We start from the raw sequence: 14060 nt of genomic DNA on the forward strand, positions 1-14060 counted from the left end.
CGGCGTACCGGCGCCCGGTGGGGAGGCGGGGTAGGTGACCACCACCATTCGGGTCGTCAGCTACAACATCCGGTCGTTGCGCGACGACCCCGCCGCGGTGGCGCGGGTCGTGCGCGCTCTGAAGCCGGATGTGCTGTGCCTGCAAGAAGTACCGCGGTTCTGGTTCTGGTGGTGGCAGCGGCGGCGCCTGGCGCGGGCGTGCGGGCTCCGTATCGCCGCGGGCAGGCGCGCCTGCGGCCTCGCCGTGTTCACCGCGCCGGGCGTCCGGCGGGTGGGCCGGGAGTTCCATCTGCTGGCGCGCGTGCCCGGCATCCACCGGCGCGCACTGGCCGTCGCGGTACTGGAGGTCGGCCAGGGGAACGAGGCGCGGCGGCTGATCGCGGCGAGCACGCATCTGGATCTCTATGACGAGCCGCGCCGGGCCCATACCGGCGAGCTGATCGCGCACCTCGACCGGGCGCGGCGGCGGTACGGGGCGCCCGTGGTGGTGACCGGCGACATCAACGAGCAGCCCGGCGGCGACTGCTGGACGATGTTGTGCGCGGGCTTCCAGGACGGCTGGGCCGTCGCGCCGATGGGGGAGGAGCTGACGTTCTCCGCCCGCGACCCGCAGCGCCGCATCGACGGGGTGTTCGCCGAGCGGGGCATCGAGGTCGTCGGCTGCGGCGTCCCGGCCGATCCGGCGATCGCCGCCGACTACCCGCTGGCCACCGACCACCGGCCGGTCCTGGCCGAGCTGCGGCTGCCCGCGGCGCAGCCGGAGGGCAGAGCGAAGCCGGAGGTCAGGACGTAGCCGGAGGTCAGACGACCGCGCCGTCGTCGGGGTCGCGGGGCTCGTCGCCCATCCGCAGCACCAGCGTCACGAACCCGCCGATGAACGCGGCGACCGCGAGGAACGCCGCCCAGCCGGGCACCTCCCAGTTGAGCACCACGGTGATCAGCAGGTAGACCGGGCCGCCGATCAGCGCGATCCAGGCGCCCTTGGTGAGCGGGTCGGTGCTGGGCAGCGGCGGGGGAGGCGGCGGTACGTAGTGGCCGTCGTCGTCGGCCTCGGGGAACTCCTCCTCCCCGTCCGCCGACTTGATCACGCGGGCGCGGGGGAGGCGGCCGGTGCGGTCGTCGCCCTCGTCCGCCGGCTCCGGCTCGTCCTGCAGGTTCTCCTGGTCGGGCCACGGAACCCGGTCGCCCTCGTGGGCGGTGTCGAATCCGGCGACGATCTCGGCCCAGATGGCCTCCTCGTCGCGTTCGGCCGGGGTGGACGGGGGCGTGTCCGCCGAGGCGTCGGCCGGGTGACCGGCGGCGGGCCTGTCGGCCTTGTCGGCGCCGTCGGTGTCGGCCGTGCCGTGCGGGGCCCGCGGATCGCCGGAGCCGCGCGGCTCGGCGTCCAGATGGTCGTCGGGACGGTCGTCCAGCAGATCGGAGTCGGCCCCGCGGGCGTCACGCAGCCGGGTCAAATGGGCGCGCAGGATGCCCTCGGCGGTCGGCTTCATGTCGACGTCGACGTACAGCCGGTCGAGCACGTCGCCGGCCGCGGGGTCCTCCACCGGCTCCACGAGCTCGGCCAGCCCGTCCGGCGCCGCCGCGTACGCGGCGACTCCCGCCTCGCGCAACGCCGTGAGCATGGCGTCGGCCAGATGCGGGGCGAGGTCGACCAGCGGGGCGTAGGTGTCCGCTGAGAGTCCATTGCCACGGCGATTCACGGGGCCGGCTCCTTCGTCGACTCCGGCGTGACCGGCAGCACCGGCATGTCGGCCTCCGCCCCCCTTCGACCTCTGTGCCCGGGATGGCCCGCCCGCGACGCGCACCGACCACTCCCGGACACCCCGAAACGTGTGTCCCACGGTATTCGCTGCGCCGCCCGTAACAAGCCCCCGGACGCACTCGATTGCGATTTCCTCCGGAGAGCCTACGTTCCCCGGGCGGTGCCGGGCACCATGGGGCAAGCCCACCGACTCGTGACGGGGCGAGCCCACCGGGTCGCGACAGAGCGAGCCGAGCGGTCACGAGGGGCGAGCCCTCGCGCGCCATGGGCCAAGTCCGCCAGGCACTACGAGGCGAACCTGCCAGGCGCAACGAGGCGAGTGCGCCGCGTACAACGGGGCGACTCCGCTAGGCGCAACGGCGCGTTCCCGCCAGGCATAACGGGGCGAACACCGCTTGGCATCCGGGTGTGGGCAGCATGGCGACGAGATGGGAAGATGTGCCATCATCCCCGGTTCGTCGGAGACTTGCTTTCCAGGAGCGAGGGCTCGCGCGTCCACGCACGCGCGGGCAGAGGAAGGGTGTCGGCATGCTCTGGTTCTGGATCCTGCTGAGGATCGTTCTCTCGCCGATCATGTACGTCGTGTGGCGGCCGCAGAACTCGGGCATGAAGCACGTCCCGAAGAAGGGCCCGGCGCTGCTGGTGAGCAACCACCTCTCCTTCGCCGACCACTTCTTCGGCCCGCTGCCGCTGATGCGCCCGATCTTCTTCATCGGCAAGGCCGATTACTTCACCGGCACGGGGATCAAGGGCCTGATCAGCAAGGCCTTCTTCACCGGGGTGGGGGTCGTGCCGGTCGACCGCACCGGCGGCAGCGCGGCCGAGGCGGCCCTGCAGACCGGCCTGCGGATCCTGAACGAGGGCAAGCTGCTGGGGATCTACCCGGAGGGCACCCGCGCCCCCGACAACCGGCTCTACCGGGGCAAGACCGGCGCGGCCCGGCTGGCCCTGAAGTCCCGCGTGCCGGTGATCCCGATGGCGATGATCAACACGTTCGAGCTGATGCCCCCCGGCCAGTCCTACCCCAGGCTCGGCATCCGCCCCGGCGTGCGGTTCGGTGAGCCCCTGGACTTCTCGCGCTACTACGGCAGCGAGGAGGACCACGAGGTGCTGCGCAAGATCACCGACGAGATCATGCAGGCGATCCGCGACCTGTCCGGCCAGGAGTACGTCGACCGGTACGCCGCGGACGTCAAGGCCGAGCTGGCGGGCAAGGAGCCCCGCCCGTCCGAAGACGACGACTGACCGACGGCCGCGGCATGGGGCTCGAAACCGCGCTCTGGCGGGCGGTGGCCGTCTACCGGTCCGTCGCGCTGATCTACGCGGCGATCATGATCTCGATCAACTTCGACAACTACAGGCACCCGCTGGGCGGCTGGATCGTGCTCGGCGTGATGGCCGGCTGGACCGCGTTCGCCACCTATGCCTACTCCGACGAGTCCCGGCGTCACTGGCCGCTGCTCACCGCCGACCTCCTGGTGGCGGCGGGATGCCTGCTGGCGACCGCCCTGGTCGAGACGAGCCGGAATCTCAAGGAGGGCAACCCCACCCTTCCCGTCTCGTGGGTGGCCGCGGCGGTGCTCGCCTGGGCCGTCGTCGGCGGCAAACGTTTCGGCGTGACCGCCGCCCTGATCCTGGGCTCGTGCGGTGTGCTCGTCCACGTGATCATGGAGTCGGCGAACGGCATCAACCGGGGCAGCACGATCAACGGCATCGTGCTGCTGTTCATGGCCGGCCTGGTCGTCGGGCACGTGGTCAAGCTGGCCCGGGACGCCGAGGCCCGGCTGGCGCGGGCGGTCGAGCTGGAGTCGGCGACCCGTGAACGGGAACGGCTGGCCCGCCGGATCCACGACTCGGTGCTCCAGGTGCTGGCCATGGTGCAGAAACGCGGCAACGAGATGGGCGGCGAGGCCGCCGAGCTGGGCCGCCTGGCGGGGGAGCAGGAGGTCGCGCTCCGAGCCCTGATCGGCACCGGGCTGGGCGCGCCGCCGCCCGCTCGCGCCCGGTCGGCGGCCGTGGTGGGCGAGCCGGTCGATCTGCGGCCGGTGCTCACCGGGCATTCGTCCACCACCGTGACCGTGTCGACCCCGGCCACGCCCGTTCTCCTGCCCGAGCGCGCCGCGGACGAACTCGGCTCGGCGGTGGCCGCGGCACTCGACAACGTGCGGCAGCACGGCGGTGACGGGGCGCGCGCGTGGGTCTTCCTGGAAGACGGGCCCGGCCCGGGCGAGGTGACGGTGAGCGTGCGCGACGACGGCCCCGGCATGGAACCTGGGCGGCTCGCCCAAGCCGCCGCCGACGGCCGCCTCGGCATCGCCCAGTCCATCCAGGGCCGGGTCCGTGACCTCGGCGGCACCGTCTCGATCATCACCGCCCCCGGAGAGGGCACCGAGATCGAGATGACCGTCCCCACCCCGAACTGACCCCACCCCGGGCCAAGGGGCGGCCTCCCGTCCGTATCACCCGTATCCCGTTCCCATCACGCGGATATATCGACGGCGGCCGCTGGCCTCTAAGGTTGGCAGCGTCAGTGAACGGGCGCACGCGTGCGTTCCGGGTGCCTGGGGTGGCCCCCCAACCAGGAGGCAGAGTGAGCGACGTTCCCCTCAGGGTGATGGTGGTCGACGACCACCCGATGTGGCGCGAGTCGGTCGCGCGTGACCTGGCCGAGGCCGGGCACGAGGTGGTGGCGACCGCCGGGGAGGGCCGGACCGCGGTGCGCATCGCGGCCGCCGCCCGCCCCCAGGTCGCGGTCGTCGACCTCCAGCTGCCCGACATCAGCGGCGTCGAGGTGACCCGTCACCTGGCCGCCGCCGATCCGCCGGTGCGGGTCCTGGTGTTGTCGGCCAGCGGCGAGCAGCAGGACGTGCTCGACGCGGTCAAGGCGGGTGCCACCGGCTACCTGCTCAAGTCGGCCGCGCGGGAGGAGTTCCTCGACGCGGTCCAGCGCACCGGAGCCGGGGACGCCGTGTTCACGCCGGGGCTGGCCGGGCTGGTGCTGGGTGAATACCGCAGGCTCGCCGCGGCGCCGCGCCGCGAGGAGGACGACGCGCCCCGGCTCACCGAGCGCGAGACCGAGGTGCTGCGCCTGGTCGCCAAGGGACTCACGTACAAGCAGATCGCCCAGCGTCTGGTGCTCTCCCACCGCACCGTGCAGAACCACGTCCAGAACACCCTCAACAAACTCCAGCTGCACAACCGCGTCGAACTGGTCCGCTACGCCATCGAGAAGGGCCTCGACCAGGAGTGAACGTTCCTGCTTCGGTTGCGTCATGCGACGCGAAACCGAAGCCGCTCTTCCCGCATCTATGAGGTAGGAGGAACCGGGGGTACCGGTGCCGAGGCGACAGGGAGAGCAGGATGCCTCTTGCCGCAGCAGGGGACACGTGGGGAATCGCGGGGCCGGTCTTCCTCTGGGGGATCTTCATACCGGCCGCCCTCGTGCTGATCGTCATCGTCGTGCTGATCCGCAGGACGATCGCCGCGGGTCAGGAGACCACGCGTGAGCTCCACCCGTACGAGGCCGCCTACCTCACCGGCGGCCGCACCCGCGTCATCGGAACGGCCCTCGCCGCGCTGCGCGCGCACGGCGCGATCGAGTCCGCCGGGGGCGGCCAGGTCCGCGCCACCGAGACGCCGATCCCGGACGCCGCGCCCGTCGAGGTCGCCGTCCACGAGGTGATCCGCGAATCCGGCGAGATCAGGATCCGGGACATCCCGGACGACCTGCGCGTGCTCAACGAGACGGCGAGCCTGAAGGCGTCCCTCGAACGCGAGGGCCTCGCGCTGGGCGACGGCGACAAGACCGCCATCCGGCTGGCCTCGCTCCTGCTCTGGGGCCTGCTGGCCGTCGGAGTCGCGCGGCTCGTGTCGGGCATCTCCAACAGCAGGCCGGTGGGCTTCCTCATCGTCGCGGTGATACTCCTGACCCTTGTGTGCCTGGGTTTCATGGTCGTCGGCAGCAAGACCCGCGCGGGGCGGGCCGCGCTGAAGGCGACGCGCGACCGCCTCGGTCACCTCCATCCGTCCGCCAACCCGGCGTGGGCGACGTACGGTCCCAGCGGCGCTGCCTTCGGCGTCGCGCTCTTCGGTACCGCGGCCCTGATGAGCTTCGACCCCGCGTTCGCCGAAGAGGCTCAGCTCAGGAACTACCTGGCCGCGTCCGGCAGCAGCGGCGGCGGAGGCGGCGATGGGGGCGGTGGTGGCGGCTGCGGAAGCGGCAGCAGTTGTGGTGGTGGTTGCGGAGGCGGGTGCGGCGGATGAGCCTGGGTGTGGGGATCGGCTGGCGGCCCGAGATCGCCGGATTCGTGAAAGAGCTGCCAGGTCTCCGTTTCACGGAGGTGATCGCGGAGTCGGTGCACGAGGGCCACCCGCCCGCCGACCTGCTGGCGCTGCGCGACCGCGGCGTCCAGGTCGTACCGCACGGCGTGAAGTTGTCGCTGGGCGGCGCGGAACCGGTCGCGGCGGAACGGGTCGCGCACCTGGCGTGGTGCGCGGAGTCTCTGAACGCACCACTGGTCAGCGAGCACGTGGCGTTCGTCCGGGCCGGGGGAGTCGAGGCCGGCCACCTTCTTCCGGTACCCCGCACCCGGGCCTCGCTCGACGCGCTCACCGCCAACATCCGCCGGACGCAGGCGGAACTGCCGGTTCCGCTGGCCGTGGAGCCCATCGCCGCGCTCTTCGACTGGCCCGACGCCGAGTACGAGGAGGGCGACTTCCTTACTGAACTGGTGGAACGCACCGGCGCGCTGCTCCTGCTCGATATCGCCAACGTCTACGCCAATGCCCGTAACCGCGGCGAGGACCCGGCGGCCCTGCTGGACCGGCTGCCGCTGGAGCGCGTCGCGTACTGCCACGTCGCCGGGGGTGACGAGCACGGCGGGCGTTACCACGACACCCACACGGCACCGGTGCCCGACGACGTTCTCGCACTGGTCAAGGAGCTGTGCGCGCGCCAACGCCCACCAGGTTTCCTGCTGGAACGGGACGGCCGCTATCCGCCCGCGGCCGAGTTGCGCGCCGAACTGGACGCCATCGCGAGCGCAGCCGCGATGGAATCCATCACGTGAACGAGGAGGAGCCGGCGAACGCCGAGCTCGCGGCGGCGCAGGAGGCGCTCGTCCGGGCGATGACGGCCGGCGGGCCGCTGCCGCCCGGTTTCGACGAGGCCGGCGTGCAGGTCGCGGCCCGCGCCATCCTGCGCAAGCGTGCCGGGGAGGTGGCGCGGGCCTGGCCGGCACTGGCCGCGTCGTACGGCCGGGACTGGCCCGAGACGTTCGCTCGTTGGGCAGCCGAACGCCCGACCAACGGCTCGATCCGCGATGCCTGGGACTTCGCCCGGGCCCACAAGGAGTCGCTTGACAGAAACGCCGCGCTGGAGCTGGCCCTCACCGAAACCCGCTTCCACTACGACGGCGAATCGCCGCCCCGCCCCCGCCGGATGGCCGTGCGCCGCGTACCCGGCGGAGTCGCCTTCCAGCTGAACGGCCGCGCCCGCGTCATCGGCCGCCGCTGAACGGCACACCCGGGGTCAGGGAGTGCGGCCGGTGCTGCCGGGGCGGCGGTCAGGGGGGAGGGCGCAGGCGGGCGTACCGCCTGGCAGCCGGCCGCGGTTGCCGGCCACCAGGCGGTAAACGCCATGGGCCAGCCATCGGAACGGGGGGATCATGGCAATGATCCCGAGCGGCCGCCAGATGCCGCCCGCGTCGACCAGAAGACGGGCGACCCCCTGGGCGCCGCCGTACGTCCGGCCGTCCCGGGCGACCCACACCACCTCGCGCGAGGCCTGCTCCACGTCGGTGCCCAGCGCGGCGAGGTCGGCGAACTGGAACGCCGTGATCTCCGCTGATGTCGGGACACGCCGTTCGACGAACCGGACGGACGTCGTGCAGAATCCGCAGTCGCCGTCGTACACCAGCACCGGCCGTTCCCGGAAGCTCATGATCTCCATCCTGCCACCCGGTATGGTCTAGACCAATGTCGGCATGTCGACACAGTCGTCGAATACCGTGTGCCGTCATGTGCGCAAGACTAGGCTGGAATGCCGAACGACCAGGGAGGGCCTGTTGACCGAGCAAGAGGGCATGCGCGTCGGAGTGCTGACCGGCGGAGGTGACTGTCCCGGCCTGAACGCCGTGATCCGCGCGGTGGTGCGCAAGGGCGTCCAGGTCTTCGGCTACGAGTTCGTGGGCTTCCGGGCCGGCTGGCGCGGCCCGCTCGAGGGCGACACGATCGCGCTCGACGTCCAGGCGGTACGCGGCATCCTGCCGCGCGGCGGGACGATCCTGGGCTCCTCGCGGACCAACCCGATCAAGGTCGAGGGCGGCATCGAGAAGATCAAGGACAACCTGGCCGGGCTGGGCGTCGACGCGCTCATCGCCATCGGCGGCGAGGACACCCTTGGCGTCGCCCGCGAACTCTACGAGAACGGCGTCAACGTCGTCGGGGTGCCCAAGACCATCGACAACGACCTCAACGCCACCGACTACACGTTCGGCTTCGACACCGCGGTCAACATCGCGATGGAGGCCATCGACCGGCTGCACACCACGGCCGAGAGCCACCACCGCGCTCTGATCTGCGAGGTCATGGGCCGGCACGCGGGCTGGATCGCGCTGCACGCCGGCATGGCCGCGGGCGCCAACGTCATCCTGATCCCCGAGCGGCCGTTCGACATGGACAAGGTCGTCGAGTACGTGGAGAGCCGCTTCAAGACCCGCTACGCACCGATCATCGTGGTGTCCGAGGGCGCCCATCCGATCGACGGCCAGATGCAGATCCAGACCGGTGAGCTCGACGCGTTCGGCCACGTCCGGCTCGGCGGCATCGGGCAGCGCCTCGCCGACGAGATCGAGAAGCGCACGGGCAAGGAGGCCCGCGCGACCGTCCTCGGGCACATCCAGCGCGGCGGCACGCCCAGCGCGTTCGACCGCGTTCTGGCCACGCGATTCGGCCTCCAGGCCATCGACGCCGTCCGCGACGGCGACTACGGCAAGATGGTCGCCCTCCGCGGCACCGACATCGCCCGGGTCGACCTCGCCGAGGCCACCTCCGAGCTCAAGACCGTCCCGCCCGAGCGCTACGCCGAGGCCGAGGTCTTCTTCGGCTGAGCGACCTGAGGGCCGGACTCCGCTCTGGGTCCGGCCCTTCTCCGGCCCTTCTTCGGCGCCTCCCCGGTGGGTGCGGGCGGCGGGGGTGCAGGTCAGCGGCTTAGGGTGCTCTCGTGCGCGTACTTCTGGTGGAGGATGACGAGCCGGTGGCCCAGTCGCTGCGGCGTGGGCTGATCCGGTATGGGTTCGAGGTCGACTGGGTGACGACGGGGCGCGAGGCGCTGGAGGCCTCGCCTGCCGATCTGGTGTTGCTCGATCTCGGGCTGCCCGACGGGGACGGGCTGGACGTGTGCCGGGAGCTGCGCACACGCACGGACGTGCCGATCATCGTCATCAGCGCCCGGAGCGACGAGACCGATCGGGTGGTCGGCCTGGAGATCGGGGCCGACGACTACGTGTCCAAGCCGTTCGGGGTGCGGGAAGTGATCGCGCGCATCCGGGCGGTGATGCGGCGGGCACGGCCGCCGCAGGGGGACGCCGCCGGGCCGGACCGGTACGGGCGGCTCACCGTCGACCGCAAGGCCGCACGCGCCCATCTCGACGGCAAAGAGGTGCAGCTCACGCCGAAGGAGTACGACCTGCTGGCGTTCCTCACCGAGGAGCCGGGCGCGCTGATGACGCGCGAGCAGATCATGGAGGCGGTCTGGGACGCGCACTGGTTCGGGCCGACCAAGACGCTCGACGTGCACGTTGCGGCGCTGCGGCGCAAGCTCGCCGGGGCGATCAGGATCGAGACGGTGCGGGGCGTCGGGTTCCGGCTGGTCGTCGACGAGCCGTCCGCGCAATCATGATACGGCAGCTCGTCACCAGCTACGTGCTCCTGGTCACCGTGGCGCTCGCCGCGTTCACCGTGCCGGTGGCCTTCACGCTGACCGCGCAGGTGCGCGGCGACACCGAGGAGTCGGTGCGCCGGGAGGCCACCACGATGGCGCTGCTGCTCGCGGGCGGCGACGCCCAGTCGCGGCAGGCCCTGGACCGCATGGTCGCGGCGTACCAGCGCGAGACCCCCGGCCGGATCGCGGTGATCCCCGGCGAGACCGCACAGCGACGCGACTCGGCGCGCTGGGGGTCGGGCGCCCTGGTGGTGACGGCCCCGGCCCGCGCGTCCGACGGCCGGACGGTCGGCGCCATCCGCATCACCTACCCGACCAGCGAGTTGAACAGCCGGCTGTGGCGCATCTGGTGGTTCCGCGCGGCACTGGCCGTCGGGGTGATCATGGTGGCCGCGCTGCTGGGACGGCTGGCGGCCCGGCGGCTGACCCGGCCGCTGCGGCAGCTGAACGAGATGGCCAGCAAGTTCAGCGACGGGGACCTGACGGCCCGGTCGCCGGTGACGGGACCGCTGGAGACGCGGACGCTGGCCCGCACCCTCAACCTGGGCGCCGAACGGCTGCAGACCCTGCTCGACGCCCAGCGGATCTTCGTCGCCGACGCCTCCCACCAGCTGCGCACCCCGCTCACCGCGCTCCGGCTGTCCCTGGACAACATCGCTGACGGCGTGGACGACGAGTTCGCCCGCGAGGACATCGAGCAGGCGACCGCAGAGGTGGTGCGCATGAGCCGCCTGGTCAACGGGCTTCTGGTGCTGGCCGACGAGGACGCCAAGGTCACCGTCGCCGAACCGGTCCCGCTCGGCGAGGTGATCGCCGACCGGCTCGAACTGTGGCGCACGGCGGGCGACGAGCGCGGCGTGCGCTTCAGCTCCGGGCCGGTGGACGGCCGCCTCCGGGTGCTGGCCGGGCCGGGGCACCTGGAACAGGTGCTGGACAACGTCCTGTCCAACGCCCTGGCGGTCTCCCCGGACGGCGCGACCGTCCAGGTGACGGTCGCGGAGGCCGGAGACGAGGTCGTCCTGGAGGTCCAGGACGAGGGCCCTGGGATGCCGGACGCCGGGAAATCCCGCGCGTTCGACCGTTTCTGGCGCGGCCAGGGGCTCACAGGACGGTCCGGGTCGGGGCTCGGGCTGGCCATCGTCAAACGGCTGGTGACCGGCGACGGCGGGAGCGTCGCGCTGGGCGACGCTCCCGGGGGCGGACTGGTCGTGCGCGTCAGCTTGCGGGCGGCACCACCGAGGAGTGGTGGTTGACGATCAGCCACTTCCCGCCGCGCTTCTCGTACTCGTAGGTGTAGCGGGCCTCGACGACGGTCTTCCCGCCGTCGAGCGTGAACCTGTAGAGGCCGGTGTCGATCGCGGAGTCGCGGTCCAGCACGTTCACGACCGTCCGGATCTTCTTCGCGTCCGGGTCGCGCTTGAGGAAGTGCTCGAAGTAGTCGACGATCCCGGCGCGGTCGGTGCGGATCTTCGGCGACGCCGTGGGCAGCAGCACGGCGTCGGACGCGTACCGCGCGGCCACCTTCTGCGGGTCGCCGGTGCGCACGGCCGCCAGCCAGCCGTCGAACAGCCCGGCGATCTCCTTCGTGCTCGGCTTGCCGGGCATGGTGGCCGAGGCGGCCCGCTCGGCCTTGGCCGGCTCGGCCACGGCGTGCGTCATCCCGGCGCCCGCCACGACGCCGGCGACGAGCAGTACCGCGCCGGTGGTCAGGGCCGCGCGATCCGAAATCCGTTGCTTCATTCAGGTCTCCCGTGTGCTGTGCCATCCGTGGTGGATTTGGACACTTTGAGCATCGCCGGGAGTGCTTTAACGCCAGGACAGCGCAGAGAGAGCGCAACAATAGAAAAACGACAAGTGACTCTGCGTATCGGCCCACTTCCGTACTTTCGGCTGGTTACGCGGGCGCTGCCGCTTCCTAGCCTCAACCCCATGAACAGCGTGGAACGGCCTGCCGGGCCGGGCGGAATTCTGGTCAATGCCGGGCTGGGCGTGGTGTTCGCCTTGGGCATCGCCTTCACGGCGTACATGCTCATCAGCAGCTGGGGCAAGGCGTACTGGATCTACACCACTGCCGTCGCGGTGGTGGTGTCCACGCTCGCGCTGCTGCGCGCGCGGCAGAAGCTGTGGACGGCGGTGGCCGGCTTGGTGGTGACGGCCGTCGCCGTCGTGATGTCGCTTGTGGTCGAGGTGCCGCAGGAGCCGTCGCCCACGACGGCCCTGGCCCTCGCCGTGCTCGTCGGCTCCTCGATCAGAACGCTGCCGGCGCAGGCGGCCATCGCCATCGCTGCGGGCGGTGCCGCGGTGACCGCGCTGGCGTGGGTCTTCGGCCCCACCGCCATGACGACCTTGGCCACCCTGCTGATGGTCGGATGCCTCGTCACCGGGCCGGTTCTGCGCGTGTTCGCATCCGGTGCTCCGGCCGAGTCGCCGCAGCCCAGCAGGCTTCGGCGGTAAAGATGAACGCGAGCCAGGCACAGTATCCGAGGTCTCCAAGACCGCCATGGGGATCGGCGGAGTGAAGGATCACGGCAGGGACGGCGTACGAGTCGGTAGCCTGGCCGGCGTGATCGTTCCGGCGCGATGGGCCAGGATCGCCTTCGTGACCGCGGTCGGCGCCGCGTTCCTCACGGCGATCGCAATGCAGGCCCTCGTCATCGCGCAGAGCTGGGGCGCCTGGTACTGGGTGCCGGGCAGCCTCTCCGCCGTGGCGGTGTGCCTGCCGGCGCTGTTGACGCTGCTGGGGCAAGGCCGGCCGCCCTGGCCGGCCATCGCGGGGCTCGGCATCGCGGCACTGACGATCCTGGTTCCCCGTCTGGCTGATCCCCCCGAGCTTCCGGCGGAGCCAAGCCCGGCCATGGCCCTGGGCCTTGCGGTGCTGGTCGGCTCCGCGCTCCGGATTCTGCCCGCTGTGCAGGCCGGTGCCATCGCGGGTGCGGACCTGGCGGTGGTCGCCACCGGTCAGCTCGCCACCACACCCTCGTCCGGCATAACGGCCGTGACGGGCATGATCTGGCTGGCCGCCGTCGGCGCTGGGCTGTCGCTGCGGCTGTTGGACGCCCGGGCGAGCGCCACCGCAGAACGGGCGCGCCAGGCCGAACGGTTGGAGCTGGCACGGGAACTGCACGACGTCGTGGCCCACCACATCACGGGGATGGTCATCCAGGCACAGGGCGCCCAAGTGGTCGCGAGGCGAAACCCGGAGCAGGTGACCGAGTACCTCAGCGAGATGGAGGCCGCCGGCACCGACGCGCTGGCGGCGATGCGGCGGGTCGTCGGGCTGCTGCGCGACGAGGCGGACGCGGCACCGGCGTCCCCCGGGCCGGAGGGGCTCGGCGCGCTGGTGGAGCGCTTCGGCCGGAAGGGCCCGGCGGTGCGGCTGAACATGCGGGAGGGGGATTGGCCGCCGGAGGTGACCAGCACGGTGTACCGCGTCGTCCAGGAAGCGCTGACGAACGTGTTGCGGCACGCGCCCAAAGCCCGCTCCGTCGTGGTCACCGTCGAGCAGGGCCCGCTGGACATCACCGTCGAGGTCACCGACGACGCTCCAGCGACCCCGACCAGGCCACACCACCGCGGCGGATACGGTCTGATCGGCATGCGCGAACGTGTCGAGACGCTCGGCGGCTCACTGTGCGCCGGACCGCGGGCCGGTGGCGGCTGGTCCGTGCGGGCGACCCTCCCCGCCGGGGAGCCCCGATGACCATCTCGGTCCTGCTCGCCGACGACCAGGCGATGATCCGCCGCGGGCTGCGGCTGATCCTTGAGGACCAGCCCGACATCAGCGTCGTCGGGGAGGCACCCGACGGAGCCGAGGCGGTCGCGATGGCCCGGCGGCTGCGTCCCGACGTGTGCCTCGTGGACATCAGGATGCCCCGGCTCGACGGCATCGAGGTGACCCGCGTGCTGGCCGGCCCGGGGGTGCCCGACCCGATGAGGGTCATCGTGGTCACCACGTTCGACCTCGACGAGTACGTGTACGGGGCGCTGCGCGGCGGCGCGGTGGGATTCGTTCTGAAGGACGCCGGTCCCGCCCTGCTCGTCGAGGCGGTCCGCGCCGCCCACAACGGCGAGGCACTGGTCTCGCCATCGGTCACCGTCCGCCTGCTACGGCACCTGACGGCGACCGCGCCGCCGCCCCCGGCGCAGCCCCCGCCGCTGTCGGACCGCGAGCTGGAAGTCGTCCGAGCCCTCGCCCGCGGCCGCACCAACCAGGAGATCGCCTCAGAGCTCTTCATCTCGCTGAGCACGGTCAAGAGCCACCTGTCAGGCATCCAGACCAAACTGGGAGTCCGCAACCGAGTGGGCATCGCCGCATGGGCCTGGGAGAACCGCCTGATCGACACCAGATGACACACC

At 71.8% G+C, this 14060-nt stretch carries 16 protein-coding genes; 13 read left to right on the forward strand and 3 right to left on the reverse strand.

The window, feature by feature from the left end:
• Nucleotides 1-34: 34 nt before the first annotated feature.
• Complete coding sequence (locus tag F8566_RS35930; protein WP_151566338.1) at nt 35-793, forward strand: endonuclease/exonuclease/phosphatase family protein; 759 nt, start codon at nt 35-37, stop codon at nt 791-793.
• 7 nt (nt 794-800) lie between these two features.
• On the opposite strand, the gene F8566_RS35935 is transcribed toward F8566_RS35930, so the two are convergent.
• A complete protein-coding gene (locus tag F8566_RS35935; RefSeq protein WP_151566339.1) occupies nt 801-1700 on the reverse strand; it encodes a hypothetical protein in 900 nt (299 codons plus the stop codon).
• A 590-nt stretch (nt 1701-2290) separates the two neighbouring features.
• On the opposite strand from F8566_RS35935, the gene F8566_RS35940 reads away from it, so the two are divergent.
• The 6 genes from F8566_RS35940 (at nt 2291) to F8566_RS35965 (ending at nt 7277) form a co-directional block, all read left to right on the forward strand.
• The gene (locus tag F8566_RS35940) at nt 2291-3007 is read left to right on the forward strand and encodes a lysophospholipid acyltransferase family protein (RefSeq protein ID WP_151566340.1); all 717 of its coding nucleotides are present in this window, start codon (nt 2291-2293) and stop codon (nt 3005-3007) included.
• Between the two features lie 14 nt (nt 3008-3021).
• Complete coding sequence (gene macS / locus F8566_RS35945) at nt 3022-4185, forward strand: MacS family sensor histidine kinase (protein ID WP_151566341.1); 1164 nt, start codon at nt 3022-3024, stop codon at nt 4183-4185.
• Between the two features lie 191 nt (nt 4186-4376).
• The gene (locus F8566_RS35950; protein WP_151566562.1) at nt 4377-5012 is read left to right on the forward strand and encodes a response regulator; all 636 of its coding nucleotides are present in this window, start codon (nt 4377-4379) and stop codon (nt 5010-5012) included.
• Nucleotides 5013-5122: 110 nt separating this feature from the next.
• Nucleotides 5123-6025: a TIGR04222 domain-containing membrane protein gene (locus F8566_RS35955; protein WP_151566342.1), complete on the forward strand. Its 903-nt coding sequence runs from the start codon at nt 5123-5125 to the stop codon at nt 6023-6025.
• Complete coding sequence (locus tag F8566_RS35960) at nt 6022-6831, forward strand: DUF692 domain-containing protein (protein ID WP_151566343.1); 810 nt, start codon at nt 6022-6024, stop codon at nt 6829-6831. The genes F8566_RS35955 and F8566_RS35960 overlap by 4 nt, the downstream gene beginning before the upstream one ends.
• Nucleotides 6828-7277, forward strand: coding sequence for a hypothetical protein (locus F8566_RS35965; protein WP_225993811.1), 450 nt, complete (start codon nt 6828-6830; stop codon nt 7275-7277). The genes F8566_RS35960 and F8566_RS35965 overlap by 4 nt, the downstream gene beginning before the upstream one ends.
• A gap of 15 nt (nt 7278-7292) precedes the next feature.
• On the opposite strand, the gene F8566_RS35970 is transcribed toward F8566_RS35965, so the two are convergent.
• A complete protein-coding gene (locus tag F8566_RS35970) occupies nt 7293-7703 on the reverse strand; it encodes a thiol-disulfide oxidoreductase DCC family protein (RefSeq protein WP_151566344.1) in 411 nt (136 codons plus the stop codon).
• Nucleotides 7704-7845: 142 nt separating this feature from the next.
• Between F8566_RS35970 and F8566_RS35975 the strand changes: the two genes are divergently transcribed.
• The 3 genes from F8566_RS35975 to F8566_RS35985 all read left to right on the forward strand — a co-directional run bounded on the left by F8566_RS35975 (nt 7846) and on the right by F8566_RS35985 (nt 10957).
• The gene (locus F8566_RS35975; protein WP_151566566.1) at nt 7846-8871 is read left to right on the forward strand and encodes a 6-phosphofructokinase; all 1026 of its coding nucleotides are present in this window, start codon (nt 7846-7848) and stop codon (nt 8869-8871) included.
• A gap of 113 nt (nt 8872-8984) precedes the next feature.
• Entirely contained in the window at nt 8985-9662 is a 678-nt protein-coding gene (locus F8566_RS35980; protein WP_151566345.1) for a response regulator transcription factor, read from the forward strand.
• The gene (locus F8566_RS35985; RefSeq protein WP_151566346.1) at nt 9659-10957 is read left to right on the forward strand and encodes a HAMP domain-containing sensor histidine kinase; all 1299 of its coding nucleotides are present in this window, start codon (nt 9659-9661) and stop codon (nt 10955-10957) included. The genes F8566_RS35980 and F8566_RS35985 overlap by 4 nt, the downstream gene beginning before the upstream one ends.
• Here the strand turns inward: F8566_RS35985 and F8566_RS35990 are convergent.
• Nucleotides 10920-11444 (reverse strand): SgcJ/EcaC family oxidoreductase, encoded by a 525-nt coding sequence (locus tag F8566_RS35990; protein WP_151566347.1) that lies wholly within the window; start codon nt 11442-11444, stop codon nt 10920-10922. The genes F8566_RS35985 and F8566_RS35990 overlap by 38 nt on opposite strands.
• Before the next feature lie 189 nt (nt 11445-11633).
• Between F8566_RS35990 and F8566_RS35995 the strand changes: the two genes are divergently transcribed.
• From F8566_RS35995 to F8566_RS36005, 3 genes are all read left to right on the forward strand, one after another.
• The gene (locus F8566_RS35995; RefSeq protein ID WP_225993812.1) at nt 11634-12158 is read left to right on the forward strand and encodes a hypothetical protein; all 525 of its coding nucleotides are present in this window, start codon (nt 11634-11636) and stop codon (nt 12156-12158) included.
• 109 nt (nt 12159-12267) lie between these two features.
• Nucleotides 12268-13404, forward strand: a complete 1137-nt coding sequence (locus tag F8566_RS36000) for a sensor histidine kinase (RefSeq protein ID WP_225993813.1) — start codon at nt 12268-12270, stop codon at nt 13402-13404.
• Entirely contained in the window at nt 13401-14054 is a 654-nt protein-coding gene (locus F8566_RS36005; protein WP_151566349.1) for a response regulator, read from the forward strand. Before F8566_RS36000 ends, F8566_RS36005 begins: the two co-directional genes overlap by 4 nt.
• The last annotated feature ends 6 nt before the right edge of the window (nt 14055-14060 follow it).

Source organism: Actinomadura rudentiformis (assembly GCF_008923185.1).
GTDB classification, from domain to species: domain Bacteria; phylum Actinomycetota; class Actinomycetes; order Streptosporangiales; family Streptosporangiaceae; genus Spirillospora; species Spirillospora rudentiformis.